The sequence below is a fragment of the Pseudomonas xanthosomatis genome, from assembly GCF_019139835.1.
Taxonomy (GTDB): domain Bacteria; phylum Pseudomonadota; class Gammaproteobacteria; order Pseudomonadales; family Pseudomonadaceae; genus Aquipseudomonas; species Aquipseudomonas fakonensis.
Genome location: NZ_CP077075.1, coordinates 5,516,881 through 5,543,152 on the forward strand (window position 1 = coordinate 5,516,881; position 26,272 = coordinate 5,543,152).

Annotated in this window: 28 protein-coding genes; 13 read left to right on the plus strand and 15 right to left on the minus strand. The window is 63.8% G+C overall.

The genetic code is table 11. The features are described 5' to 3' along the window. The first annotated feature begins 153 nt into the window (after nt 1-153). The 5 genes from KSS93_RS24350 (at nt 154) to rlmF (ending at nt 6,603) form a co-directional block, all read left to right on the plus strand. Nucleotides 154-1,647, plus strand: coding sequence for a leucyl aminopeptidase (locus KSS93_RS24350; protein ID WP_217886327.1), 1,494 nt, complete (start codon nt 154-156; stop codon nt 1,645-1,647). Nucleotides 1,648-1,696: 49 nt separating this feature from the next. Then, nucleotides 1,697-2,125: a DNA polymerase III subunit chi gene (locus tag KSS93_RS24355; RefSeq protein ID WP_217886328.1), complete on the plus strand. Its 429-nt coding sequence runs from the start codon at nt 1,697-1,699 to the stop codon at nt 2,123-2,125. Between the two features lie 6 nt (nt 2,126-2,131). Then, entirely contained in the window at nt 2,132-2,506 is a 375-nt protein-coding gene (locus tag KSS93_RS24360; protein WP_217886329.1) for a DNA polymerase III subunit chi, read from the plus strand. A gap of 210 nt (nt 2,507-2,716) precedes the next feature. Continuing rightward, on the plus strand, nt 2,717-5,563 hold the full coding sequence (locus KSS93_RS24365) for a valine--tRNA ligase (RefSeq protein WP_217886330.1): 2,847 nt from the start codon (nt 2,717-2,719) through the stop codon (nt 5,561-5,563). 98 nt (nt 5,564-5,661) lie between these two features. Then, complete coding sequence (gene rlmF, locus KSS93_RS24370) at nt 5,662-6,603, plus strand: 23S rRNA (adenine(1618)-N(6))-methyltransferase RlmF (protein ID WP_217886331.1); 942 nt, start codon at nt 5,662-5,664, stop codon at nt 6,601-6,603. Between the two features lie 94 nt (nt 6,604-6,697). Here the strand turns inward: rlmF and KSS93_RS24375 are convergent, their stop codons facing one another. Beyond that, nucleotides 6,698-6,979, minus strand: coding sequence for an HU family DNA-binding protein (locus KSS93_RS24375; protein ID WP_217840135.1), 282 nt, complete (start codon nt 6,977-6,979; stop codon nt 6,698-6,700). A 392-nt stretch (nt 6,980-7,371) separates the two neighbouring features. Here KSS93_RS24375 and yejK point away from each other — a divergent pair, with 392 nt between their 5' ends. After that, complete coding sequence (yejK, locus tag KSS93_RS24380) at nt 7,372-8,379, plus strand: nucleoid-associated protein YejK (RefSeq protein ID WP_217886332.1); 1,008 nt, start codon at nt 7,372-7,374, stop codon at nt 8,377-8,379. 304 nt (nt 8,380-8,683) lie between these two features. Here the strand turns inward: yejK and KSS93_RS24385 are convergent, their stop codons facing one another. The 14 genes from KSS93_RS24385 to KSS93_RS24450 form a co-directional block, all read right to left on the minus strand. After that, nucleotides 8,684-8,968, minus strand: coding sequence for a GIY-YIG nuclease family protein (locus KSS93_RS24385; RefSeq protein ID WP_217886333.1), 285 nt, complete (start codon nt 8,966-8,968; stop codon nt 8,684-8,686). 42 nt (nt 8,969-9,010) lie between these two features. Continuing rightward, nucleotides 9,011-9,481: a nuclear transport factor 2 family protein gene (locus tag KSS93_RS24390; RefSeq protein WP_217886334.1), complete on the minus strand. Its 471-nt coding sequence runs from the start codon at nt 9,479-9,481 to the stop codon at nt 9,011-9,013. A 246-nt stretch (nt 9,482-9,727) separates the two neighbouring features. Beyond that, nucleotides 9,728-10,987, minus strand: coding sequence for a CynX/NimT family MFS transporter (locus KSS93_RS24395; protein ID WP_217886335.1), 1,260 nt, complete (start codon nt 10,985-10,987; stop codon nt 9,728-9,730). Nucleotides 10,988-11,002: 15 nt separating this feature from the next. Further along, nucleotides 11,003-11,650 (minus strand): FadR/GntR family transcriptional regulator, encoded by a 648-nt coding sequence (locus KSS93_RS24400; protein ID WP_217886336.1) that lies wholly within the window; start codon nt 11,648-11,650, stop codon nt 11,003-11,005. Nucleotides 11,651-12,619: 969 nt separating this feature from the next. Further along, a complete protein-coding gene (gene hisC / locus KSS93_RS24405; protein WP_217886337.1) occupies nt 12,620-13,669 on the minus strand; it encodes a histidinol-phosphate transaminase in 1,050 nt (349 codons plus the stop codon). Nucleotides 13,670-13,671: 2 nt separating this feature from the next. After that, nucleotides 13,672-14,994: a histidinol dehydrogenase gene (gene hisD / locus KSS93_RS24410; RefSeq protein ID WP_217886338.1), complete on the minus strand. Its 1,323-nt coding sequence runs from the start codon at nt 14,992-14,994 to the stop codon at nt 13,672-13,674. 128 nt (nt 14,995-15,122) lie between these two features. Further along, entirely contained in the window at nt 15,123-15,758 is a 636-nt protein-coding gene (gene hisG / locus KSS93_RS24415) for an ATP phosphoribosyltransferase (RefSeq protein ID WP_011532429.1), read from the minus strand. 181 nt (nt 15,759-15,939) lie between these two features. Next, nucleotides 15,940-17,205, minus strand: a complete 1,266-nt coding sequence (gene murA / locus KSS93_RS24420; protein ID WP_217886339.1) for a UDP-N-acetylglucosamine 1-carboxyvinyltransferase — start codon at nt 17,203-17,205, stop codon at nt 15,940-15,942. Nucleotides 17,206-17,228: 23 nt separating this feature from the next. Further along, nucleotides 17,229-17,468, minus strand: a complete 240-nt coding sequence (locus KSS93_RS24425; RefSeq protein WP_110993420.1) for a BolA family protein — start codon at nt 17,466-17,468, stop codon at nt 17,229-17,231. A gap of 118 nt (nt 17,469-17,586) precedes the next feature. Continuing rightward, complete coding sequence (locus KSS93_RS24430; protein WP_217886340.1) at nt 17,587-17,889, minus strand: STAS domain-containing protein; 303 nt, start codon at nt 17,887-17,889, stop codon at nt 17,587-17,589. Next, nucleotides 17,886-18,539 (minus strand): MlaC/ttg2D family ABC transporter substrate-binding protein, encoded by a 654-nt coding sequence (locus KSS93_RS24435; protein ID WP_217886341.1) that lies wholly within the window; start codon nt 18,537-18,539, stop codon nt 17,886-17,888. The genes KSS93_RS24430 and KSS93_RS24435 overlap by 4 nt, the downstream gene beginning before the upstream one ends. Nucleotides 18,540-18,548: 9 nt before the next feature. Next, a complete protein-coding gene (mlaD, locus tag KSS93_RS24440) occupies nt 18,549-19,034 on the minus strand; it encodes an outer membrane lipid asymmetry maintenance protein MlaD (RefSeq protein ID WP_217886342.1) in 486 nt (161 codons plus the stop codon). Next, nucleotides 19,034-19,831 carry a lipid asymmetry maintenance ABC transporter permease subunit MlaE gene (gene mlaE, locus KSS93_RS24445; protein WP_217886343.1) on the minus strand — a complete coding sequence of 266 codons (798 nt, stop codon included), beginning with the start codon at nt 19,829-19,831 and terminating at the stop codon, nt 19,034-19,036. The genes mlaD and mlaE overlap by 1 nt, the downstream gene beginning before the upstream one ends. After that, nucleotides 19,831-20,640: an ATP-binding cassette domain-containing protein gene (locus tag KSS93_RS24450; protein WP_217886344.1), complete on the minus strand. Its 810-nt coding sequence runs from the start codon at nt 20,638-20,640 to the stop codon at nt 19,831-19,833. The genes mlaE and KSS93_RS24450 overlap by 1 nt, the downstream gene beginning before the upstream one ends. A 246-nt stretch (nt 20,641-20,886) precedes the next feature. On the opposite strand from KSS93_RS24450, the gene KSS93_RS24455 reads away from it, so the two are divergent. From KSS93_RS24455 to hpf, 7 genes are all read left to right on the plus strand, one after another. Next, nucleotides 20,887-21,861: a KpsF/GutQ family sugar-phosphate isomerase gene (locus tag KSS93_RS24455; RefSeq protein ID WP_217886345.1), complete on the plus strand. Its 975-nt coding sequence runs from the start codon at nt 20,887-20,889 to the stop codon at nt 21,859-21,861. Then, nucleotides 21,862-22,386 (plus strand): KdsC family phosphatase, encoded by a 525-nt coding sequence (locus KSS93_RS24460; protein WP_217840150.1) that lies wholly within the window; start codon nt 21,862-21,864, stop codon nt 22,384-22,386. It abuts the gene before it with no gap. A gap of 8 nt (nt 22,387-22,394) precedes the next feature. Further along, nucleotides 22,395-22,967, plus strand: coding sequence for an LPS export ABC transporter periplasmic protein LptC (gene lptC, locus KSS93_RS24465; RefSeq protein WP_217886346.1), 573 nt, complete (start codon nt 22,395-22,397; stop codon nt 22,965-22,967). Next, nucleotides 22,954-23,478 (plus strand): lipopolysaccharide transport periplasmic protein LptA, encoded by a 525-nt coding sequence (gene lptA / locus KSS93_RS24470; RefSeq protein ID WP_217886347.1) that lies wholly within the window; start codon nt 22,954-22,956, stop codon nt 23,476-23,478. Before lptC ends, lptA begins: the two co-directional genes overlap by 14 nt. After that, nucleotides 23,479-24,204 carry an LPS export ABC transporter ATP-binding protein gene (lptB, locus tag KSS93_RS24475; RefSeq protein ID WP_217840153.1) on the plus strand — a complete coding sequence of 242 codons (726 nt, stop codon included), beginning with the start codon at nt 23,479-23,481 and terminating at the stop codon, nt 24,202-24,204. It abuts the gene before it with no gap. Between the two features lie 173 nt (nt 24,205-24,377). Next, nucleotides 24,378-25,874, plus strand: a complete 1,497-nt coding sequence (locus tag KSS93_RS24480) for an RNA polymerase factor sigma-54 (protein WP_217886348.1) — start codon at nt 24,378-24,380, stop codon at nt 25,872-25,874. A 78-nt stretch (nt 25,875-25,952) separates the two neighbouring features. Further along, complete coding sequence (hpf, locus tag KSS93_RS24485; RefSeq protein WP_217840155.1) at nt 25,953-26,261, plus strand: ribosome hibernation-promoting factor, HPF/YfiA family; 309 nt, start codon at nt 25,953-25,955, stop codon at nt 26,259-26,261. The last annotated feature ends 11 nt before the right edge of the window (nt 26,262-26,272 follow it).

Here is a 26,272-nt window from a genome sequence, read left to right on the forward strand (position 1 = left end):
GGCCACGCATGACGCTGCATGTCGGGGTTGTCATCTTGGATCCCGCAGGCTCAAACTGGCAGCTTTTCCGCGGGCCGCAAAGGCGGCCGAGCCGGTATTCCGAGCGCCTGCAACAGACAGCGCCAACCCACAGATCATTCGGGGAACCCTGACATGGAACTGGTTGTAAAAAGCGTAGCCGCTGTATCCGTTAAAACCGCCACCCTGGTGCTCCCGGTAGGTGAAGGGCGCAAGCTCGGTAACGTTGCCAAGGCCGTCGACCTGGCCTGCGAAGGCGCCATCAGCGCCCTGCTCAAGCGCGGCGACCTGGCCGGCAAGCCGGGCCAGACCCTGCTGCTGCACAGCCTGCCGGGGCTCAAGGCCGAGCGCGTGCTGCTGGTGGGCAGCGGCAAGGACGAAGCCCTGGGCGACCGCGCCTGGCGCAAGCTGGTGGCCAGCGTCGCCGGCGTGCTCAAGGGCCTGGGCGGCACTGACGCCGTGCTGGCCCTAGACGACCTGGCGGTCAGCGCCCGTGACGGGCACTACGGCAAGTACCGCCTGCTGGCCGAAACCCTGCTCGACGGCGCTTACGTGTTCGACCGTTTCAAGAGCAAGAAGGCCGAGCCGCGCGCGCTGAAAAAAATCACCCTGCTGGCCGACAAGGCCGGCCAGGGCGAGGTAGAGCGCGCCGTCAAGCACGCCACCGCCATCGCCAACGGCATGGCCTACACCCGCGACCTGGGCAACCTGCCGCCGAACATCTGCCACCCAAGCTTCCTCGCCGAACAAGCCAAGGACCTGGGCAAGGCGCACAAGGGCCTGAAGGTCGAAGTGCTGGACGAGAAGAAGATCAAGGACCTGGGCATGGGCGCGTTCTACGCCGTCGGCCAGGGCAGCGACCAGCCGCCACGCCTGATCGTGCTCAACTACCAGGGCGGTAAAAAAGCTGACAAGCCGTTCGTGCTGGTGGGCAAGGGCATCACCTTCGACACCGGCGGCATCAGCCTCAAGCCTGGCGCCGGCATGGACGAAATGAAGTACGACATGTGCGGCGCCGCCAGCGTGTTCGGCACACTAAAGGCAGTGCTCGAGCTGCAACTGCCGATCAACCTGGTATGCCTGCTGGCCTGTGCCGAAAACATGCCGAGCGGCGGCGCCACCCGCCCGGGCGATATCGTCACCACCATGAGCGGGCAAACCGTCGAGATCCTCAACACCGACGCCGAAGGCCGCCTGGTGCTGTGCGACACCCTCACCTACGCCGAGCGCTTCAAGCCCCAGGCGGTGATCGACCTGGCCACCCTGACCGGCGCCTGCATCGTCGCCCTGGGCAGCCACACCTCGGGCCTGATGGGCAACAACGACGAGCTGGTCGGCCAGTTGCTGGACGCCGGCAAGCGCGCCGACGACCGTGCCTGGCAACTGCCGCTGTTCGATGAGTACCAGGAGCAACTGGACAGCCCGTTCGCCGACATCGCCAACATCGGTGGCCCGAAGGCCGGCACCATCACCGCTGGCTGCTTCCTGTCGCGCTTCGCCAAGGCCTACAACTGGGCGCACCTGGACATCGCCGGTACCGCCTGGATCAGCGGTGGCAAGGACAAGGGCGCCTCGGGCCGCCCGGTGCCGCTGCTCACCCAGTACCTGCTGGACCGCGCCGGCGCCTGATGGCGCGCAGCCGGTGGCGCCCAGGCGCCGCCGGCTGGCGAATTGAACGATGAGCAAAGTCGATTTTTATATCCTGCCCACCGACGCGCTGTCGGCGCGGCTGGATTTTGCCTGCAAGCTGTGCGAGAAGGCCTGGCGCCTCGGCCACCGGGTCTACCTGCATTGCCAGGACGAAGCGCAACGCCTGGAGCTGGACGAGCGCCTGTGGCGCTTCAAGGGCGAGGCCTTCGTGCCCCACGACCATCACGAGCAGCACAGCGACGCCAGCGTGGCGCTGGGCATTGGCGATGACGCCGGCAGCCACCGCGGCCTGCTGATCAACCTGGGCGGCGGTGTACCCGGGTTCGTCGGCCAGTTCGAGCGGGTCGCCGAAATCGTCGTCGAAGAGCCCGGCATTCGCCAGGCGGCCCGCGAGCGATTCCGTTTCTACCGTGAACAGGGCTATGCTCTGCAAGATCACCGCTTACAACGACTGTAGAAGACGATGGACAAGCAGCTGACCTCCCTCACCCATAATGCCCACCTGCTCGACGACCTTGAGTCGATTCGCGAGCTGCTGGGTGACGCTAACCTGCAGCCGCCGCTGCTCACCGAAACCGTGGAGCAGATCCCGCTGTTGCTCGACGAGCCGGCCGGCAACGATACCCCGCCACCGGTCGCCGAAGCCGCCCCCGCCGCACCCGAAGAAGATGCCCAGACCCGCCGCCAGGATACCCTGCTGCACCTGGACGCCGAGCTGCGCGCCGCGGCGCAGTTGATCATGCAGGACGTGATCAACGACTTCACCCCGCATATCGAGACCGAAATCAAGCGCCGCCTCGACGCGCGGCTTGACCGCTTGCTCAAGCGTTCCGAGTAGTCCGCGCCTTCCTGCACCGGCCTCTTCGCGGGCAAGCCCGCTCTCACAGGTACGCCGTCGATCTCGATGGCGACGCTGCACCTGTGGGAGCGGGCTTGCCCGCGAAGAGGCCGGCACAGCCCTTATCCCCTTGCAGCTTGTCGCTTGAAGCTTCCAGCTTCGTTATACTTCCCGGCTTTCCCGAACAAATGCCATAGGGTCCCGCCGCGCATGGACAAGACCTACCAGCCGCACGCCATCGAAACTTCCTGGTACAACACCTGGGAGTCCGAGAACTATTTCGCCCCGCAAGGTGCTGGTGACTCGTACACCATCATGATCCCGCCGCCGAACGTCACCGGCAGCCTGCACATGGGCCACGGTTTCAACAACGCGATCATGGACGCCTTGATCCGTTTTCGCCGCATGCAGGGCCGTGACACCCTGTGGCAGCCAGGCACCGACCACGCCGGTATCGCCACGCAAATGCTGGTGGAGCGCCAGCTCGAAGCCAAAGGCCAGAACCGCCACGACCTGGGTCGTGAGAAGTTCCTCGAGAAGGTCTGGGAGTGGAAGGACCAGTCCGGCGGCAACATCAGCCGGCAGATCCGCCGCCTGGGTTCGTCGGTGGACTGGAGCCGCGAGCGCTTCACCATGGACGACGGCCTGTCCGAAGCGGTCAAGGAAGCCTTCGTGCGCCTGCACGAGGACGGCCTGATCTACCGCGGCAAGCGCCTGGTCAACTGGGACACCAAGCTGCACACGGCGATCTCCGACCTTGAAGTGGAAAACCACGACGAGAAGGGCCACCTGTGGAACCTGCGCTACCCGCTGGCCGATGGCGCCAAGACCGCCGAAGGCAAGGACCACCTGGTGGTTGCCACCACCCGTCCGGAAACCCTGCTGGGTGATGCAGCCGTCGCCGTCAACCCGAACGACGAGCGCTATCAGGCACTGATCGGCAAGTTCGTCGAGCTGCCGCTGGTCGGCCGCCGCATCCCGATCATCGCCGACGACTACTGCGACCCGGAATTCGGCACCGGCTGCGTGAAGATCACCCCGGCCCACGACTTCAACGACTACGAAGTCGGCAAGCGCCACAACCTGCCGCTGCTCAACATCTTCGACAAGAACGCCCTGGTGCTGCCCGCCGCACAGGCCTTCAACCTCGACGGCAGCGTCAACGAGCAGCTCGACACCACCCTGCCCGCCCAATACGCCGGCCTCGACCGCTTTGTCGCGCGCAAGCAGATCGTCGCCGACCTGGACGCCCAGGGCCTGCTGGTGAGCATCGACGACCACGCCCTGAAAGTGCCCAAAGGCGACCGTTCGGGCACCGTCATCGAGCCGTGGCTGACCGACCAGTGGTACGTCTCCACCAAGCCGCTGGCAGAACCTGCCATCGAAGCCGTGGAAGACGGCCGTATCCAGTTCGTGCCTAAACAGTACGAGAACATGTACTTCTCGTGGATGCGCGACATCCAGGACTGGTGCATCAGCCGCCAGCTGTGGTGGGGCCACCGCATTCCGGCCTGGTACGACGAGGCCGGCCAGGTCTATGTAGGCCGCAACGAAGAAGAAGTGCGCAGCAAGCACAACCTCGGCGCCGACATCAAGCTGCGCCAGGACGACGACGTGCTCGACACCTGGTTCAGCTCGGGCCTGTGGACCTTCTCGACCCTTGGCTGGCCGGAACAGACCGAATTCCTGAAGAAATTCCACAGCACCGACGTGCTGGTGACCGGCTTTGACATCATCTTCTTCTGGGTTGCGCGCATGATCATGCTGACCATGCACCTGATCAAGAACGAAGACGGCACCCCGCAGGTACCGTTCAAGACCGTGTACGTGCACGGCCTGGTACGCGACGGCCAGGGCCAGAAGATGTCCAAGTCCAAGGGCAACGTGCTCGACCCGCTGGACATCGTCGACGGCATCACCCTCGACGCCCTGCTGGAAAAACGCACCAGCGGCATGATGCAGCCCAAGCTTGCCGAGAAGATCGCCAAGCAGACCAAGGCCGAGTTCCCCGAAGGGATCGCCAGCTACGGCACCGACGCGCTGCGCTTCACCTTCTGCTCGCTGGCCTCCACCGGCCGCGACATCAAGTTCGACATGGGCCGCGTCGAGGGCTACCGCAACTTCTGCAACAAGATCTGGAACGCCGCCCGCTACGTGCTGGACAAGGGCGAGGACTGCGGCCAGAACGGCGAGGCCTACGAGCTGTCGCTGGCCGACCGCTGGATCATCTCGCAACTGCAGCGCACCGAAGCCGAAGTGACCCGCCAGCTCGAGCAGTTCCGCTTCGACCTGGCCAGCCAAGCGCTGTACGAGTTCATCTGGAACCAGTACTGCGACTGGTACCTGGAGCTGTCCAAGCCGGTACTGTGGGACGAGAACGCCCCGGTCGAGCGCGCCCGCGGCACCCGTCGCACCCTGGTGCGCGTGCTGGAGGTGGCGCTGCGCCTGGCCCACCCGTTCATGCCGTTCATCACCGAAGAAATCTGGCAGCGCATTGCGCCGCTGGCCGGTATCGAAGGCAAGACCATCATGCTGCAGGCCTGGCCTGTGGCGAACGAAAGCCGCATCGACGCCGCTGCCGAAGGCGACATCGAGTGGCTGAAAGAGCTGATGGTCGGCCTGCGCAACATCCGCGCCGAAATGAACATCGGCCCGGGCAAGCCGCTGCCGCTGTTCCTGAAAAACGCCAACGCCGACGACCAGCGCCGCCTGCAGGAAAACGAAGCCCTGCTGAAGAAGCTGGCCAAGGTCGAGTCGTTCACCGTACTGGGTGAGCAGGACGAAGCACCGCTGTCGGCCACCGCACTGGTGGGTGACCTGCAGGTGCTGGTGCCGATGGCCGGCCTGATCGACAAGGACGCCGAGCTGGCTCGCCTGAACAAGGAGATCCAGCGCCTGCAGGGTGAAGTGCAGCGGGTGGGCGGCAAGCTGTCCAACGCCGCCTTCGTCGACAAGGCCCCGCCTGCGGTGATCGAGAAGGAACGCGCCAAGCTGGCCGAGTCCGAACAGGCCCTGGCCAACTTCACCGAGCAGCATGCGCGGATTGCTGCGCTTTAAATCTCAGTGAAGCCATCGCGGGGCAAGCCCGCTCCCACAGGTCGCACACAGACCTCGTGGGAGCGGGCTTGCCCCGCGATGCTTTTCAGGATCAGACCATGACCATGAGCAAACCCACCCTGCACCCGCGCAACCGCCACCAGGGCCGCTACAACTTCCCGGCGCTGATCAAGGCGCACCCGGACCTGGCCCGCTTCACCATCACCAACCCCCACGGCAAGCCCAGCATCGACTTCGCCAACCCCGAAGCCGTGCGCGTGTTCAACCGTGCGCTGCTCAAGGCCCAGTACGGCATCCAGCACTGGGACATCCCCGCCGACTACCTGTGCCCGCCGATTCCGGGCCGTGCCGACTACATCCATGTAGCCGCCGACCTGCTGGCCGAAGACAACGGCGGTGAAGTACCGCGCGGCGCCCAGGTGCGCGCCCTGGACATCGGCGTAGGCGCCAACTGCATCTACCCGCTGCTGGGCCACAGCGATTACCGCTGGCGCTTCACCGGCTCCGACATCGACCCGGTGGCCCTGGCCTCGGCCAAAGCCATCGTGCAGGCCAACCAGCTGGACAAGGCCATCGGCCTGCGCCTGCAAGCCGAGCGCAAGCACATCCTCAGCGGCCTGCTGCAGGAGGGCGAACGTTACGCGGTGACCCTGTGCAACCCGCCCTTCCATGCCTCGCGCGAAGAAGCCACCCGTGGCAGCCAGCGCAAATGGAAGAACCTCGGCAAGCAGGACCCCAAGCGCAAGCTGCCGGTGCTCAACTTCGGCGGGCAAAACAACGAGCTGTGGTGCGAAGGCGGCGAGATCCGCTTCGTGACGCAACTGGTCGGTGAAAGCGTGCAGTACGCCGAACAGGTGCTGTGGTTCACCAGCCTGGTGTCCAAGGCCAGCAATCTGCCGGGCATCGAGGCGGCACTGAAAAAAGCCGGGGTGAAGGCTGTGCGCATCGTCGAGATGGGCCAGGGGCAGAAGCAGAGCCGCATGGTGGCGTGGAGTTTCCATGACGATGAGGCGCGCAAGGGCTGGCTGGCCGAGCGCTGACCCACGAAGTCCACAGAGCCGAATAACCTGGAATGCAGGCACAAAAAAACCGCGCCCGGGCAAGCCGGGCGCGGTTTCGTCAACGCATCAACAATTACTTGTTGATCGAGTCGCTCAGGGACTTGGCCGGAACGAACTTGACGACTTTCTTGGCAGCGATTTCGATGGCAGCGCCAGTCGAAGGGTTGCGGCCGGTACGGGCAGGACGCTCGGAGACTTTCAGCTTGCCGATGCCTGGCAGGGTGATTTCGGCGCCGTTTTCCAGTTGGTCAGCGACGATCTGGCCCAGTTGCTCCAGGGCAGCGCGCGCGGTGGTTTTTGGCGCGTCGATCGATTCAGCGATATCGGCAATCAGTTGGTCTTTGGTCAGTGCCATGGTGGTGTTCCTTCCCTATCAAATCAGAGGTTGTGCAGCGTGCTTGGTCGGTGGTCGGGCCAGCCCGGGGACAATCCAGAGGCCGCGTCGATCGCGTATGTAGATACGCAAATCGGCGTTTGGTTCGACACCCCGCAAGCAAGCTGCCAGCAATGCGCCACACAGGGGGCGCAAGACCGCGCAAAGCTACCACATGAATCGATAAATATCCGCTGCCGACATTGATTTTGTGCAGGTTTTTCGGGGGTTTGCGGAAAAAAACCGGCAAATCGTACAAAAAACAGGCAACCGCCATTTACGCCAACATCTGGCCACTGCACCACCCCCGCCGTGGGGTAAACTGGGCGCCTTTTGCAGCGCGGTGCCGCACCGCCCAACAGACCGAGAATTCCATGCCCATCCGTCATTGCATCGTTCACCTGATCGACAAGAAGCCCGATGGCAGCCCCGCCGTGCTGCACGCCCGCGACAGCGAGCTGGCCGCCTCCGACGCCATCGAAAACCTGCTGGCCGACCTCAACGACAGCTACAACGCCAAGCAGGGCAAGGCGTGGGGCTTTTTCCACGGTGAATCCGGCGCCTACCCGTTCAGTGGCTGGCTCAAGCAGTACCTGGACACCGAACAGGACTTCACCGCGTTCAGCCGCACCGCCGTCGAGCACCTGCAAAAGCTGATGGAAGAGTCCAACCTGTCCACCGGCGGCCACGTGCTGTTCGCCCACTACCAGCAAGGCATGACCGAATACCTGGCCATCGCCTTGTTGCACCACAGCGAAGGCGTGGCGGTGAACGCCGAACTGGACGTGACCCCGTCACGCCACCTGGACCTCGGCCAGTTGCACCTGGCGGCGCGGGTCAACCTGTCGGAGTGGAAGAACAACCTGGCGTCGAAGCAGTACATCTCGTTCATCAAGGGCAAGAACGGCAAGAAGGTCTCGGACTACTTCCGCGACTTCATCGGCTGCCAGGAGGGCGTCGACGGCCCGGGTGAAACCCGTACCCTGCTCAAGGCCTTCAGCGACTTCGTGGAAAAAGAGGACCTGCCGGAAGAGTCCGCCCGCGAGAAGACCCAGACCCTGGTCGACTACGCCACCACCCAGACCAAGCTGGGCGAGCCGATGGCGCTCGAGGAACTCTCCAGCCTGATCGACGAAGACCGCCCGCAGGCGTTCTTCGACCACATTCGCAACAGCGACTATGGGCTTTCGCCGGAGATCCCGGCCGACAAGCGCACCCTCAACCAGTTCCGCCGCTTCACCGGGCGCGCCGAGGGGTTGTCGATCAGCTTCGAGGCGCATTTGTTGGGCTCGAAGATCGAGTACGACGAAGAGGCCGGGACGCTGGTGATCAAGGGGCTGCCGACGCAGTTGATCGACCAGCTCAAGCGCCGCAAGGACTGAGACGAGCAGCCTGGCTGCGCATACTTTGTGGGAGCAACTGTCTTGTGCAGCCTGCTGCGGCCCTATCGCCGGCAAGCCGGCTCGTACAGGTACAGCACTGGCCTGAAGCTTATGCAATCCCTGTGGGAGCGGGTTTACCCGCGAAGCCGGCAACACGGTGGATGGCACCGGCTATGCGGTGTTCGCGGGTAAACCCGCTCCCACAGGCTTCACCTGCGCTGTAGCTGTAGGAGACGGCTTGCCGGCGATAGGGCCGCAGCAGGCAGCACAAAACAGCTCCACAGAACGTCAATCAATCACCGGATTAGGTTTCGCAATAGGAAGCCACCAGCGCCTCCTTGGCCTTCTTGCGCAGCTTTTTCACCAGCCGCTCCTGGCGCAGCGCTTCGCCCTTGTCCGGCCACTGCTCCACATACACCAGCGCCTGCGCCGGGCTGGTCTTGAAGTAGCGCGCACCCTGGCCCTTCTGGTGCTTGATGAAGCGCCGCTGCGGGTCGTCGCTGATGCCGCAGTACAGCGAGCCATTGGCGGCGCGCACCAGGTAGACGTACCAGGGCTTGCACTCGGCAGGTGGGGGAGTTTCGCTCACGGTTCGGTTCGATACAGCTGAAGGTGGCGCAAGCTTACCCGCTCAGCGGCCCTGCTGGAATGCGCGCAGGCCCTTGAACGCCTGCTGGCGTACCTTGTTCTGCAACATCGGCGACCAGCCCAGCAACACACCGGGCATGCCCAGCGCCTGCCGCGCCCAGCGCCACAGGTCGAAGGTGTCGTCGTGCTGGCAGATCAGCCCGTCGCGAATCACGAAGCGCGCCTGGATGTCATTGACCACCACCCGGCCGGTCTGGCTGAACAGGTAGGTGGCCACCCAGTGCGCCGCGCCGCCGCGCTCGTCGCTGCGCACGTTGTCGAAGGTCAGGGTGAAGTCCTTGGCGCGCGAGGTGAGCATGCGCCACATGTCCTTGGCGTCATCGCCACGCAGAGTGCCGAACACCGGGTCGCTGAAAGCGATGTCGTCGCTGTAGCAGGCAGCCATGGCCTCGGCGTCCAGGCGTTGGAAGGCCTGGTAGAAACGGGTGATCAAGGCGCTGTTGGCGTCGCTCATGGGCAGGTCCTGTGCAAGGGGCGAAAGGCGCACGATAGCCTGTGGCCACTTGCGACGCCATATCCATCAGCGTCATGAATGATCGCTTGGCCCGTGGGCCGGGCTATGACCAGAACGACGCTGCGTGGGAGCGGGTTTACCCGCGAAGCAGGCAGCGCGGTGGCTGGCACGGGCTTCGCCCGTGTTCGCGGGCAAGCCCGCTCCCACAGGTACCGTGCCGTATATGGAATGTTGGCCGCCGCTGCCTCACACCTTCTCGCTGCTCACCTGCACATGCAGCGCCCGCCCTGCCCCCAGGCCGAACACGATGGCGCCCACGCCGAGCACGGCGAAAATCCAGCCCACGGCATTCCAGCCCCCGGTCAGGTCATGCACCAGCCCCACCGCGAACGGCCCCATCGATGCCAGCGTATAGCCCACGCCCTGGGCCATGCTCGACAGGTTGGCGGCCACGTGGGCGTCTTTGGAGCGCAGCACGATCAGGGTCAGCGCCAGGGCGAAGGTACCGCCCTGCCCCAGGCCCAGCAGCACTGCCCAGCCCCACAGCCCGTCGATGGGCGCATACAGGCAGCCGAACAGCCCGGCCAGGGTGACCAGCATCACCACCACGATGGCCAGGCGCTGGTCCTTGCCGCGGGTGGCCAGCCACGGGGCACCGAGCGAGCTGACCAGTTGCACGATCACCGACCCGGACAGCACCAGCCCGGCCTCGGTGGGGCTCAGCCCGCGGCCGATGAGGATCGACGGCAGCCAGCCAAAAACAATGTAGGCCAGCGACGATTGCAGGCCCATGTACAGCGTCACCTGCCAGGCCAGCGGGTCGCGCCACAGCCCGCGCACGCGGTAGGCGGCCTTGTGCAGGCCATGGCCCTGGCGCGCCTGGGGCAACCAGACCAGCATCGCCAGCAACGCCGGCACCATCCAGAAGCCCAACCCCAGCGCCCAGTTGTCGCCGAAGTGCCTGGCCAGCGGTACGGTAGCCCCGGCCGCCATGGCCGCGCCCAGGCACAGGGCCATGGTGTAGACGCCGGTCAGGGTGCCGGCGTGCTGCGGGAAATCGCGTTTGACGATACCGGGCAGCAGCACGCCGATGATGCCGATGCTGGCACCGGCCATGAGGCTGCCGAGGAAGATGCCGGCCACCCCGAACGCACTGCGCACCAGGATGCCCAAGGCCAGGGTCAGCAGGATGCCGAGGATCACCCGTTCGCTGCCAAACCGGCGCGCCAGGAGCGGCGCCAGCGGCGCGAACAGCCCCAGACACAGTACCGGCAAGGTGGTCAGCAGCCCGGCTTCGGAAGCGTTGAGCCCAAGCCCCGCAGACACCTGCCCGAGCACAGGCGCCATGCTCGACAGCGCCGGTCGCAGGTTCAGCGCCACCAGCACCAGGCCCAGCAACAGCAGCCAGGGCCGCTGCAGCAGTACCGGCTGCTGCTGCACTTGTTCATCGTCGGCCTCGGCATCGATGAGCAGTTCATCGAGTTCGCGGTTTGCTTGTTCACTCATGGCGGGCAGTTCCAGTCAGGATTCGATGAGGGTCCGGCTGAGGCGCTTGGCGCGCTCCGGATCGCGTTGTTCGAGGGCGTCGAGGATCTGCCCGTGCAGGTCGAAGGTGGCCTGACAACGGGGGACGCTGCTCATGTTGTGCTGCAGGGCTGCGGCGACCACACCGGAGAAATAGCGGTACAGCTCGCTGAGCGCGGGGTTGTGGGCGGCGTCCACCAGGCGTTGGTGAAACTGGATGTCGCAGGCGACATAGGCGTCGACATCGCCGTGAAAGTGCTCGCCGCTTTGCAGCAGAGCCTGGCGCAGTTCGCGCAGGTCGTGCTCGGTGCAGCGCAGCGCGGCCAGGCCGATGGCTTCGGCTTCGAGGATATGGCGGGTTTCGCGGGCGTGCTCGACGGTGCAGCGGGCCATGGCCTGCACGGCTTGCAATGGGTCCTGCACGGTACGCAGGTAACTGCCGTCGCCCTGGCGGACTTCCACCAGGCCGCTGAAGGCCAGCACGCGCATGGCTTCGCGCACGGTGTTGCGGCTGATGCCCAGGTCGCTGGCAAGCTCGGGTTCGGTGGGCAGGCGTTGGCCTACTTGCCAGGAGCCTTTGGCGATCTGGTCGCGGAGTTGGTCTACGGCTTGTTCGACCAGGGAGCGTTTGGTGAGTTGGGACATTGGGGTTGGATTTTTCGTCCAGTCATCGGATGAATTTCAAGGAGGTGGACGATAGCGGGTTGGTGGGGGGGGGTGGCAAGGGTTCGGGGTCGGGGGCTTTAGGGTGATTGCTTTGGGAGATGTATGCGCATTCGTTGACGATATGCGCTTTTCGTCACCTTTCCGCCCTTACGGCGGCCTACTTTTGTCTTGGCAAAAGTAGGCAAAACCGCCTGCTCCTATCATCCGGCCCCCTACGCTGCGCTCCGGGGGTTCCCTCGCTCCGGGCTTGCTCCGGAGGTACGCGCCGACGGGCCGTCCCTGGCCCGATCGGCGCTCGACCGGCATCCATGCCGGTCGCCCTCCTACGCAATCCCTACGCTCGGCCTCCTGAAGTCGCGATTTGTGTTGTCTGAACTACCGCGCGCTTAGAAGCAAGATCAAGAGCTGGGATGTTGGTTTGATTGTTATTGACGTGTTGTTTGTTCTGACGCCATCGCGGGGCAAGCCCGCTCCCACGTTAGATATTTGTACGCAGTTCCAGCGTGGGAGCGGGCTTGCCCCGCGATTAAATCCTGAGTTCCCACGGTGGCAACTAGCGACCGAGCTGCGTACTCATAGGCGCCGCCACTAACTTCGCGACTTCAGGAGGCCGAACGCAGGGATTGCGTAGGGGGGCGACCGGCATGGATGCCGGGCGAGCGCCGATCGGGCCAGGGACGGCCCGTCGGCGCGTACCCCCGGAGCAAGCCCGGAGTGAGGGAACCCCGGAGCGAAGCGCAGGGGCCGTATGAATGGAGCGCACGGTTTTTGGTTACTTTTTTCCACGAAAAAAAGTAACCCGCCGTAAGGGCGGAAAGGTGAATAAGCGTCAATACAAATAATGAATGCACATACAACTTTCAAAACAACCAACAACCTATAAGGGGCAGACCAGAAGATAAATCCAGCTATCTCCCAGCCCGCCCCCAATACAAACCCAACCTCAGATCAATTCAAAGCATCCAGCAAAGCCTGGTTCATCTCCGGCGTCCCCACGGTAATCCGCAAGAACTGCGCAATCCGCGCCTGCTTGAAGTGCCGAACAATCACCCCCTGCTCCCGCAGCCGAGCCGCAATCCCCGCCGCATCCTGCTCAGGGTGCCGGGCAAAGATGAAGTTCGCCGCCGAAGGCAGCACTTCAAATCCACGCGCCTGCAACGCCGCCACCAACACCTCGCGGCTGTCGATCACCTTGCGGCAAGTCTCGTCAAAATAAGCCCGGTCCTCGAACGCCACCGCCGCCCCGACAATCGCCATGCGGTCCAGCGGGTAGGAGTTGAAGCTGTTCTTGATCCGCTCCAGCGCCTCGATCAGGTCCGGGTGCCCCACCGCCAAACCAACCCGCAGGCCCGCCAGCGAACGCGACTTGGACAGGGTCTGAGTCACCAGCAGGTTGTCGTAGCGGCCCACCAGGCTGATGGCGGTCTCGCCGCCAAAGTCGATGTACGCCTCATCGACCACCACCACCGAATCAGGGTTGGCCTGCAGCAACTGCTCTACCGCCTCCAGCGCCAGCAGGCAGCCAGTCGGTGCGTTGGGGTTGGGGAAGATGATCCCGGCATTCGGCTTGCTGTAGTCGGCCACGCGAATCTGGAACTGCGTATCCAGCGCCACCGGCTCGAACGGGATGCCGTACAGGCCGCAGTACACCGGGTAGAAGCTGTAGCTGATGTCCGGGAACAGCAGCGGACCGCGGTCGTGCTGGAACAGGCCGTGGAAGATGTGCGCCAGCACTTCGTCCGAGCCGTTGCCAACGAACACCTGGGCCGGGGTGACGCCGTAGTACTCGGCCACTGCCTGCTTGAGGCGGTCGCCGTTCGGGTCCGGGTACAGGCGCAGGTTGTCGTTCAGCTCGCCACGCATGGCCTCCAGCGCCTTGGGCGACGGGCCGTAGGGGTTTTCGTTGGTGTTGAGCTTGACCAGGCGGGCCAGCTTGGGCTGCTCGCCCGGCACGTAAGGCACCAGGTCCTTGACGAAGGGGCTCCAGAAACGGCTCATGTTCAATTCCCCTTCTCGTTGAGGATGCGGTATTCGGCGCTGCGGGCGTGGGCGGTCAGCGACTCGCCACGGGCCAGGACCGAAGCGGTGTGGCCGAGCTCGGACGCGCCCTGCTCGGAGCAGAAGATGATCGACGAACGCTTCTGGAAGTCGTACACGCCCAAAGGCGAGGAGAAGCGCGCGGTGCCGGAGGTCGGCAGCACGTGGTTGGGGCCGGCGCAGTAGTCGCCCAGCGCCTCGCTGGTGTGGCGGCCCATGAAGATCGCACCGGCGTGGCGGATCTGTGGCAACCAGGCCTGCGGGTCGGCCACCGACAGCTCCAGGTGCTCGGGGGCGATGCGGTTGGCCACCTCGATAGCCTGCTGCATGTCGCGCACCTGAATCAGCGCGCCGCGGCCGTTGATCGACTTCTCGATGATCTCGGCACGCTCCATGGTTGGCAGCAGCTTGTCGATGCTGGCAGCCACGCGGTCGAGGAACCCGGCATCAGGGCTGACCAGGATGGCCTGGGCGTCTTCGTCGTGCTCGGCCTGGGAGAACAGGTCCATGGCGATCCAGTCCGGGTCGGTCTGGCCGTCGCACACCACGAGGATTTCCGAAGGGCCGGCGATCATGTCGATGCCCACCTGGCCGAACACGTGGCGCTTGGCGGTGGCCACGTAGATATTGCCCGGGCCGACGATCTTGTCCACCTGCGGCACGCTCTCGGTGCCATAGGCCAGGGCCGCGACGGCCTGGGCGCCACCGACAGTGAACACGCGGTCGACACCGGCGATGCAGGCCGCGGCCAGCACCAGCTCGTTGACCTCGCCACGCGGGGTCGGCACCACCATGACCACTTCAGTGACACCGGCCACCTTGGCCGGAATCGCGTTCATCAGCACCGACGAGGGGTACGACGCCTTGCCGCCCGGCACGTACAGGCCGGCGCGGTCCAGCGGGGTGACCTTCTGGCCAAGCACGGTGCCGTCGGCTTCGGTGTACTGCCAGGAGTCCTGCTTCTGCCGCTCGTGGTAGATGCGCACGCGGTTGGCGGCCTTTTCCAGGGCTTCGCGCTGAACCGGGGTGATGCGGGTCAGGGCCAGCTCAAGGCGCGCACGGTCGAGGATCAGGTCATCGATGCTTTTGGCATCGACACCGTCGAAACGCTGGGTGAACTCCACCAGCGCAGCGTCGCCGCGCTCGCGCACGGCCTTGATGATGTCGAGCACGCGCTGGTTGACCGCGTCATCGGACACGCTTTCCCAGCTCAGCAGATGATCAAGATGTCGCGCGAAATCCTGGTCAGCAGCGTTGAGACGGGCAATTGCAGTGGACACGGTCATGGCGAGGGCCTCGGAATAGATTGCGAATGCTCAGGCGCCCTAGGCTACCAGTCCATCCGCGCGGGCACCCGAGAAAGAAGGCTATGACGCGGATAGACGGGCGCGACAGCAGAGGTCGCGCGCAGAAGTCAGCCGCGGTGTCGCGATTCGACGGCGTTGCGCAGGGTGTCGATCAGGCTCTGGATGCGGGCGTGCTGCATTTTCATGGAGGCTTTGTTGACCACCAGGCGCGAGCTGATCGTGGCGATCAGTTCCTGCGGCTCGAGGCCGTTGGCGCGCAGCGTGTTGCCGGTGTCGACCACGTCGATGATCTTGTCGGCAAGGTTGATCAGCGGTGCCAGCTCCATGGAGCCGTACAGCTTGATGATGTCGACCTGGCGGCCTTGTTCGGCGTAGTAGCGCTTGGCTACGTTGACGAACTTGGTAGCCACCCGCAGGCGGCCCTTGGGCTCGGGCGCACCGGTAACGCCGGCGGTCATCAGCTTGCACTGGGCAATTTGCAGGTCCAGGGGCTCGTACAGGCCCTGACCGCCGTATTCCATCAGCACGTCCTTGCCAGCCACGCCAAGGTCGGCGGCGCCATGCTCGACGTAGGTGGGCACGTCGGTGGCACGCACGATGAGCAGGCGCACGTCGTCCTGGGTGGTCGGGATGATCAGCTTGCGGCTCTTGTCCGGGTTCTCGGTGGGGACGATGCCCGCCTCTGCCAGCAACGGCAGGGTGTCGTCGAGAATACGGCCTTTGGATAGCGCGATGGTCAACATGGGAAACGTCGTTCCTTTAGCAGCTAACTGCCGGCCGGGCGTGATTCGCCCGGCCGTCTTCAATTCGTAAGGCGCTCATGCGGGAGGGGGCTTGCCCGCGAACACCGGCAACGCCGGTGCCATGCAATGCGGTGGCTCCTTCGCGAGCAAGCTCGCTCCCACACCTTGCGCCAGCGGGCAACTAGCCCGGTACGCGGCGGATTTTCGCGCCGAGCATCTGCAGTTTTTCTTCGATGCACTCGTAACCACGGTCGATGTGGTAGATGCGGTCGATCAGGGTGTCACCTTCGGCAACCAGCGCCGACAGCACCAGGCTGGCCGATGCGCGCAGGTCGGTGGCCATCACCGGGGCGCCCTTGAGCGCCTTGACGCCGGTAACGATGGCGGTGTTGCCTTCGACCTGGATCTGCGCGCCCATGCGGTGCATTTCGTACACGTGCATGAAGCGGTTTTCGAAGATGGTCTCGATCACCGCGCCAGTGCCTTCAGCGATCGCGTTGAGCGAGATGAACTGCGCCTGCATGTCGGTGGGGAATGCCGGGTACGGAGCGGTGCGCAGGTTGACGGCCTTGGGCCGCTGGCCGTGCATGTTCAGCTCGATCCAGTCTTCACCGGTGGTGATGTCGGCGCCGGCTTCCTTGAGTTTTTCCAGTACGGCTTCAAGGATGGTCGGGTCGGTGTCCTTGACCTTGACGCGGCCACCGGTCACGGCGGCGGCAACCAGGTAGGTGCCGGTTTCGATACGGTCAGGCATCACCTGGTAGGTGGTGGTACCCAGGCGCTCGACGCCATCGATGGTGATGGTGTCGGTACCGGCACCCTGGACCTTGCCGCCCATGGCGTTGATGAAGTTGGCCAGGTCGACCACTTCCGGCTCACGGGCGGCGTTTTGCAGCACGCTGCGGCCCTTGGCCAGCGCCGCGGCCATCATGATGTTCTCGGTACCGGTGACGCTGACGGTATCGAAGAAGAAGTGCGCACCGCGCAGGCCGCCCTCAGGCGCCTTGGCCTTGATGTAGCCGCCTTCGACTTCGATCTTGGCGCCCATGGCCTCAAGGCCGCGGATGTGCAGGTCGACCGGGCGCGAACCGATGGCGCAACCGCCAGGCAGGGCTACTTCGGCTTCACCGAAACGCGCGACCATCGGGCCGAGTACCAGGATCGAGGCGCGCATGGTCTTGACCAGCTCGTACGGGGCGACGAGGGTCTTGATGGTGCGCGGGTCGATTTCCACGGCGAGCTTTTCGTCGATCACAGGCTCGATGCCCATGCGCCCGAACAGCTCGATCATGGTGGTGATGTCGTGCAGGTGCGGCAGGTTGCCGACCGTGACCGGGCCATCGCACAGCAGGGTGGCCGAGAGAATCGGCAGGGCCGAGTTTTTCGCGCCGGAGATGCGGATCTCGCCATCGAGGCGGGCACCGCCGGTGATAATCAGTTTGTCCATACGTGTCTCGCCGCCAAGTTGGCTCAGGTGCGCTCAGCCCAGGCTGCGCTGCTGAAGAATTTCATGGTTACCGCGTGGATGGCGCCGTTGGCGATCCACGGATTGAGGTGAGCGTAGATCGCCTGCTGACGCTTGACCGGGCTCAGGCCGGCGAGCTCGTCGCTGATCACGTTCAACTGGAAGTTGCAGCCTTCGCCTTCAACTTCAACCCGGGATCCGGGCAATTTTTCTTCCAGAAAGCTTTTGACTTCTACGGCCTGCATGCTCAACCTCGATCGGCGCCCAACGCGCGCGGGTCGGCCATCATACAAAAAAGCCCCTCGCCTGCGAAGCCCATGACGGGGCGCGCTGACCGAGGGGCCTTCACCTTCGGGCAGGCCATCAGCCTGCCAGTACTTCATCGAGGTCATAGACCTCGGCAATTTCACGCATGTCGCTGGGCATGCCGCGCACCTCGCAGGCCTTGCCGGCGGCTTGCGCGTCACGCATGAACGCCAGCAGCAGCGACAGCCCGACACTGCTCGACTTGACCACTGCGCTGCAGTCGAGCACCAGGTGCGACTCACGGCTGGCGGCGATCAACGCCTTGCCCTGCTTGCGCAGGGCCGGGCCGCTGCGGTAGTCCAGCACACCGGCCAACGCCAGCACGCCCTGCTCGGCCATGCTTACCCCGGCCTCGCTCATTTGACTTCCTTGTCCGGCGACTGGTCGGCGGTCTGCTTGGCCTTGGCTACTTCGCCGGCCCAACCGTCGATGGTCTTGTCAAGGTCATTGCCGTTGCGCTGCATGGCGTCGGCGAACTGGTCACGGAACAGCTTGCCGATGTTGATGCCGTTGACGATGACGTTGCGTACCTTCCACTCACCACCGATCTTCTGCATGGTGTACTGCACCGGGTAGACCGCGCCGTTATTGCCGGTCACCTTCATGCCGACGCTGCTGCGGTCGCCGTCTTCAGCTTTGGCCGGGTCGACGGTGATGCCCTGGTTGTTGTACTCGAGCAGCGCGTTGCCATAAAACTGCATCAGGCTGCGCTTGAAGTTTTCCTGGAAGCGCTGCATCTGCGCAGGGGTGGCCTTGCGCGAATACTTGACGGTCATGATGCTTTTCGAGATGCCGTCGGCATCGACCACCGGGCCGAGGTTGCTGTTAAGCGCGTTGTAGAACGCCTCGGGGTTGGCTTTGTACTGCTCTTTGTTGGCCTTGAGGTCGCTGAGCAGTTGCGTGGTGGTGGTCTGGATGACATCACGGGCAGACTGCCCTGGCGCGGCCAGGGCCATCAGGGGGAAGGCCGCCAGCAGGACCAGCAGGCCACGTCGCAGGATGGAAATCATGGAGACTCCTTAATTAGCCGGTTGTGCTTCTTTCGGTTCCTTGCCCACCGAGTTGAGCAGGAACTTGCCGATCAGGTCTTCCAGCACCAGCGCCGACTGGGTGTCATGGATGGTGCTTCCATCCTTGAGTACCGCGTCTTCACCACCCACGCTGATGCCGATGTACTTCTCGCCCAAAAGGCCTGCGGTCAGGATCGAGGCAGTGGAGTCGGTCGGCAGGTTGTCGACGTTCTTGTCCAGCTGCAACGTGACCCGGCCAGTGTACGAGTCGCGGTCCAGATCGATTGCCGTGACCTTGCCGATGGTCACACCGGCCATGGTCACCTTAGCTCTGACAGTCAAACCGGCGATATTGTCGAAGTAAGCATAAACTTTGTACGTGTCGCTGCTCGGGCTGGCCGACAGCCCGCTGACACGCAGGGCCAGCAGCAGCAGCGCCAGGATCCCGGCCAGGAGGAACAGGCCGACACCGATTTCCAGGGTGCGGTTTTGCATCAGAAATCTCCAAACATCAAGGCGGTCAGAATAAAGTCCAGACCCAGCACTGCCAATGAGGCATAAACCACGGTCCTGGTGGTGGCACGGCTGATCCCTTCTGAGGTGGGCTCACAGTCATACCCCTGGAATACGGCGATCCAGGTGACGACGAAGGCGAACACCAGGCTCTTGATCAGCCCGTTGAGCACGTCGTCGCTGAACGAAACGCTGTTTTGCATGTTGGCCCAGAACGAGCCCTCGTAGACCCCCAGCCAGTCCACGGCCACCCAAGAGCCACCCCAGATGCCCACCACGCTGAAGATCAGCGCCAGCAGCGGCAGCGAGATGAAACCGGCCCACAGGCGCGGGGCGACGATGTACTTGAGCGGGTCGACGCCGATCATCTCCAGGCTCGACAACTGCTCGGTGGACTTCATGTTGCCGATTTCGGCAGTCAGCGCGGAACCTGCGCGGCCGGCGAACAGCAGCGCGGTGACCACCGGCCCCAGTTCACGCAGCAGGGTCAGGGCGACCATCTGGCCCACCGCCTGCTCCGAGCCGTACTTGGTGAGGATGCTGTAACCCTGCAGGGCCAGCACCATGCCGATGAACACGCCGGATACGACGATGATCGCCAGCGACAGCACGCCCAACGAATACAGCTGCTTGGTCAAAAGCTGGAAGCTGCCGCCTATGCCGCCGCGGCCGATCAAGGCGTGGCCGAGGAAAAGGCAGGAGCGCCCGAGCACGGCCAGCACGTCAATGGCGGCGCGGCCGAACAGGCGAATACGTTCAAGAATGGATTTTCTGCGCATCAACGCGCCCCCAGCAGGTCGGCGCGGTAGTCAGGCGCAGGGAAGTGGAACGGGACCGGGCCATCCGGGTCGCCCTTCATGAACTGGCGAATACGCGGGTTGTCCGAGCCCATCAGCTCGTCCGGCGTACCCTGCCCCAGCACCTGGCCGTCACCCACCACATAGATGTAGTCGGCGATGCTGGCGGTTTCTGCAAGGTCATGGGAAACCACGATGCTGGTGATACCCAGGGCATCGTTGAGCAGGCGGATAAGACGCACCAGCACGCCCATGGCGATCGGGTCCTGGCCGACGAACGGCTCGTCGTACATGAGAATCTGCGGGTCCAGGGCAATTGCCCGGGCCAGCGCCACGCGGCGCTTCATGCCGCCGGACAATTCGTCGGGCATCAGGTCGATGGCGCCGCGCAGGCCCACGGCCTGCAGCTTCATCAGGACGATGTCGCGGATCATCTCGTCCGACAGCTGAGTATGCACCCGTAGCGGAAAGGCGACGTTCTCGAACACATCGAGATCAGTGAACAGGGCGCCGCTCTGGAACAACACGCCCATCTGCTTGCGCGCATCGAACAGGTCGCTGCGGGACAACGCGGGCAGGTTCTGCCCGTTGACCCAAACCTCGCCGCCTGACGGGCGCAACTGTGCGCCCATCAGGCGCAGCAAGGTGGTCTTGCCGCAGCCCGAAGGGCCCATGATACCGGTGACCTTGCCACGGGGAATGCGGATATCCACGTTGCTGAAAATGCTCCGCGAGCCGCGCTTGAAGGAAACATTCTTCAACTCGACCGCGTAAGCGCTATCCACACTCATCTAGACTCCTTGCAGTGCTGCCTCGTCCCAAGGACGCCTGTTTCCATTTTGAAGGCACACAGGTTCCCCGGCAGGCCGAATAGCGGCGAACTATAGCACCGCTCAGGGGCCCGCCCCAAGGCCATGCCGGTGCTGTTCAGTGTACAGACAGGCATTGAAGTATTTTCCTACACCATCGAAGAAGGTGAGGGATTGCCCCATTGCGGCTATAATCGCCGCCTTTTCATCAGGCATTGCGTTTTCGACATGAGCCAATCCAGCGAGCTGATCCAATCCGCCCAGCGCACCCTGCGCCTCGAACTTGAGGCCGTGGAGGCCCTGCTGGCCCGCATCGACGGTGATTTCGTCAAGGCCTGCGAGCTGATCCTGGCCAGCAAGGGGCGGGTGGTGGTGGTTGGCATGGGCAAGTCCGGGCATATCGGCAACAAGATCGCCGCCACCCTGGCCAGCACCGGCACCCCATCGTTCTTCGTCCACCCGGCCGAAGCCAGCCATGGCGACATGGGCATGATCACCCGTGACGATGTCATCCTGGCCCTGTCCAACTCGGGCAGCACCGCCGAGATCGTCACCCTGCTGCCGCTGATCAAGCGCCTGGGCATCCAGATGATCAGCCTGACCGGCAACCCCGACTCGCCACTGGCCCAGGCCGCCGAGGTCAACCTCGACGCCGCGGTGGCGCAGGAAGCCTGCCCGCTGAACCTGGCCCCGACCTCCTCCACCACTGCCGCGCTGGTGCTGGGCGATGCCCTGGCTATTGCCCTGCTCGAGGCGCGCGGTTTCACCGCCGAGGACTTCGCCTTCTCGCACCCCGGCGGCGCCCTTGGCCGCCGCCTGCTGCTGAAGGTGGAAAACGTGATGCACAGCGGCGACGAACTGCCCCAGGTGCAGCGTGGCACACTACTTAAAGACGCCTTGCTTGAAATGTCCCGCAAAGGTCTGGGCATGACCGTGGTGCTGGAGCAGGACGGTACACTGGCCGGCGTGTTCACCGACGGTGACCTGCGCCGCAGCCTGGACCGCAACATCGACGTGCACAAGACCCTCATCGACGAGGTGATGACCGTGCACGGCAAGACCGCCCGCGCCGAGATGCTCGCCGCCGAGGCACTGAAAATCATGGAAGACCACAAGATCAGCGCCCTCGTGGTCGTCGACCAGGCCGACCGCCCTACCGGCGCCCTGAACATGCACGACCTGCTGCGCGCCGGAGTGATGTAAATGAACCAGGACCTGATGCAACGCGCGAAGGCCATCAAGCTGGCGGTGTTCGACGTCGACGGCGTGCTCACCGACGGGCGCCTGTACTTCCTTGAAGACGGCAGCGAGTTCAAGACCTTCAACACCCTCGACGGCCACGGCATCAAGATGCTCATGGCCTCGGGCGTGACCACCGCGATCATCAGCGGGCGCAAGACCCCGGTGGTCGAGCGCCGGGCGCAGAACCTGGGCATCCCGCACCTGTTCCAGGGCCGCGAGGACAAAATGGTGGTGCTTGACGGCCTGCTGGCCGAACTCAAACTAAGCTACGAGCAAGTCGCCTACCTGGGCGACGACCTGCCTGACCTGCCGGTGATCCGCCGCGTAGGCCTGGGCATGGCGGTGCAAAACGCCGCCTCGTTCGTGCGCGAGCACGCCCACGGCGTCACCCAGGCACGCGGCGGCGAAGGCGCCGCCCGCGAGTTCTGCGAACTGATCATGCAGGCCCAGGGCACCCTGGACGCTGCCAACGCTCACTACCTGTAAGGCCGCCCATGCTCAGCAAGAAGGTCAAGAACTTCGCCGTACTCGGCGCCATCGCCGCCGTACTGGTGGCGGTCGGATACTGGAACGTCAGCCCCGAAAGCTTCCTCGACAAACCGGCCGCGCAGGTCGACGAGAGCGCTATCGACTACTACGCGATCAACGCCCACAGCGTGCAGTACACACCTGAAGGCCAGCTGCAGTACGAGATGACCGCCGACAAGGTCGAGCACATGAAAGCCAGCGAAATCACCCTGGTGACCACGCCCGACCTGCACCTGTACCGCGGCACCCAGTTCCCGTGGCACGTGCAGAGCAAAACCGCCGAGGTCAACCCGGACGGCACCGAGGTCGAGCTGATCGACGCCGTGCGCGTGGCGCGCACCGATGAAAAGAAGCGTGAAACCATCATCACCACCACCCGCATGACCGTGTTCCCGCAGAAGGAATATGCGCAGACCGAGCAAGCCGTTAGAATCGACGGCGCCGGTGGCACGACTACGGGTAAAGGAATGAAAGCGTATTTGAAAGAAGGCAGGATGGACCTGCTCTCTAACGTAAGAGGACAGTATGAGGCTCGTTAAAACCATCCCCCTTCTGCTCAGCCTGGGCGTTGCACTGGGAAGCGCGAGCGCCTTCGCCCTGCCGAACGACCGTGACCAGCCGATCCGCATCCAGGCGGACAACGCCCACCTGGATGACAAGCAAGGTGTGGCCACCTACACCGGCGATGTGATCATCACCCAGGGCTCGATGATGATCAAAGGCAACACCGTGACCATGACCCGCTCGGCCAACGGCGACATCGACGTGGTCACCTCGGTGGGCAAACTGGCCTACTTCGAGCAGCAGCAGAGCGCCGCCAAGGCGGACAAGATGAAAGGCTGGGCCGTGACCATCCAGTACCAGGCGCAAAAAGACCTGGTGGTGCTCACCGACCGCGCCAAGGTGGAGAACGAAGGCAACACCACCGAAGGCGAGAAGATCGTCTACAACACCAAGACTCAAGTCGCCACCGCCGGTCGCGGCGGCAACGTGACTGCACCACGTCAGCGCATCGACATGGTCATTCAACCGAAGAAAAAGGCCGAGTAAATGGCAACCCTCAAAGCCCAGCATCTGGCCAAGAGCTACAAGGGCCGGCAAGTCGTCCGCGACGTCAGCCTGTCCATCGACAGCGGCCAGATCGTCGGCCTGCTCGGCCCCAACGGCGCCGGCAAGACCACCTGCTTCTACATGATCGTCGGCCTGGTCCAGGCCGACCAGGGCCGCGTACTGATCGACAGCCATGACGTCAGCCACCAGCCCATGCACGGCCGCGCCCAGGCAGGCATCGGCTACCTGCCGCAAGAAGCCTCGATCTTCCGCAAGCTGTCGGTGGCCGACAACATCATGGCCATCCTCGAGACCCGCAAGGACCTCGACCGCGAAGGCCGGCGCAAGGAGCTGGAAAGCCTGCTGCAGGAGTTCCACATCAGCCACATCCGCGACAACCTCGGCATGAGCCTGTCCGGTGGTGAACGACGCCGTGTCGAGATCGCCCGCGCCCTGGCCACCGCACCCAAGTTCATCCTGCTGGACGAACCTTTTGCCGGTGTCGACCCGATTTCCGTGGGCGACATCAAACAGATCATCCACCACCTCAAGAACAAGGGCATCGGCGTACTGATCACCGACCACAACGTTCGCGAAACCCTGGATATCTGCGAGACCGCTTACATCGTCAACGACGGCCAGCTGATCGCCGAAGGCGATGCCGAGACCATCCTGGCCAACCAGTTGGTCAAGGAAGTCTACCTGGGTCACGAGTTCCGCCTCTGATCAGGGCCTGCCCGGAGCACTGGCGCACCAAGCCATCGCAGGCTTAAGTGTTACAGTGCTCTAGGCAAACGCTGCATTTTCAGGCATATAACTTGCTTAAAGTCGGCGCCCAAGCGCCCTACATGTAGTGGATGGCGCATGCGCGCCGGCGAACAAGGTATTAAGCCCCAGCCATGAAACCATCGCTCGTCCTAAAAATGGGCCAGCAACTGACGATGACCCCGCAGTTGCAACAGGCCATCCGTCTGCTCCAGCTCTCCACCCTGGACCTCCAGCAGGAAATCCAGGAAGCGCTGGAGTCGAACCCGATGCTCGAACGTCAGGAAGACGGCGAAGATTTCGACAACAGCGACCCGATGGCGGACAACGCCGAGAACAAGCCGGTCGCCGAAGTTCAGGACACCAGCTTCCAGGAAGCCGCCAGCAACAACAGCGAGCAACTCGAAGACGGCGAGTGGGCCGAACGCATCCCCAACGAACTGCCGGTCGACACTGCCTGGGAAGACATCTACCAGACCAGCGCCAGCAGCCTGCCCAGCAACGATGACGACGAGTGGGACTTCACCACCCGCACCTCGGTCGGCGAAAGCCTGCAAAGCCACTTGCTGTGGCAGTTGAACCTGGCGCCGATGTCCGACACCGACCGCCTGATCGCTGTCACCCTGATCGACAGCATCAACGGCCAGGGCTACCTCGAAGACACCCTCGAAGAAATCTGCGCAGGCTTCGACCCCGAGCTCGACATCGAGCTGGATGAAGTCGAAGCGGTGCTGCACCGCATCCAGCAGTTCGAACCGGCCGGTATCGGCGCCCGCTCGCTGGGCGAATGCCTGCTGCTGCAACTGCGCCAGCTGCCGGCCAGCACACCGTGGATGGCCGAGGCCCAGCGCCTGGTCACCGACTACATCGACCTGCTCGGCAGCCGTGACTACAGCCAGCTGATGCGGCGCATGAAGCTCAAGGAAGACGAGCTGCGCCAGGTCATCGAACTGGTGCAGACGCTCAACCCGCGCCCAGGCTCGCAGATCGAGTCCAGCGAGCCCGAATACGTGGTGCCGGATGTGATCGTGCGCAAGGACAGCGACCGCTGGCTGGTGGAGCTCAACCAGGAAGCCATCCCGCGGCTACGGGTCAACCCGCAATACGCAGGCTTCGTGCGCCGCGCCGACACCAGCGCCGACAACACCTTCATGCGCAACCAGTTGCAGGAGGCGCGCTGGTTCATCAAGAGCCTGCAAAGCCGCAACGAGACGCTGATGAAGGTGGCCACGCAGATCGTCGAGCACCAGCGCGGCTTCCTCGACCACGGCGACGAGGCGATGAAGCCGTTGGTGCTGCACGACATCGCCGAGGCGGTGGGCATGCACGAGTCGACCATCTCGCGGGTTACCACGCAGAAATACATGCACACACCGCGCGGCATCTACGAACTGAAATACTTTTTCTCCAGCCACGTCAGCACAGCCGAAGGCGGCGAATGCTCGTCCACGGCGATCCGCGCGATCATCAAAAAACTGGTCGCCGCGGAAAACCAAAAAAAGCCATTGAGTGACAGCAAGATCGCTGGTTTACTGGAGGCACAAGGCATCCAGGTAGCCCGTCGCACCGTCGCCAAGTACCGCGAGTCGCTGGGGATTGCCCCGTCAAGCGAGCGCAAGCGACTGATGTAGCCCCGGGATGTGCCACAGCGTTTCAGTGGCAGGTGCAACACCTGCCTCTTTATGCACGGGCAACAAAGGAGAAGCTGTATGCAAGTCAACATCAGTGGCCAGCATGTAGAAGTTACCCAACCACTGCGCGATTACGTGCTCGAGAAACTCGCCCGCGTGGAAGGGCATTTCGACAAGATCACCAATGCAACGGTGATCATGAAAGTCGAAAAGCTGCAGCAGAAGGTTGAAGCAACCCTCCAGATCCCCGGCGGCGAAGTGGTCGCCAACGCCGAACACACCGACATGTATGCCGCGATCGATGCCCTGGCTGACAAGCTCGACCGCCAACTGAAAAAACACAAGGAAAAACAGCAAAGCCTGCTGCAAGGCGCAGCCGCCCGCTGATCCCCTCATCC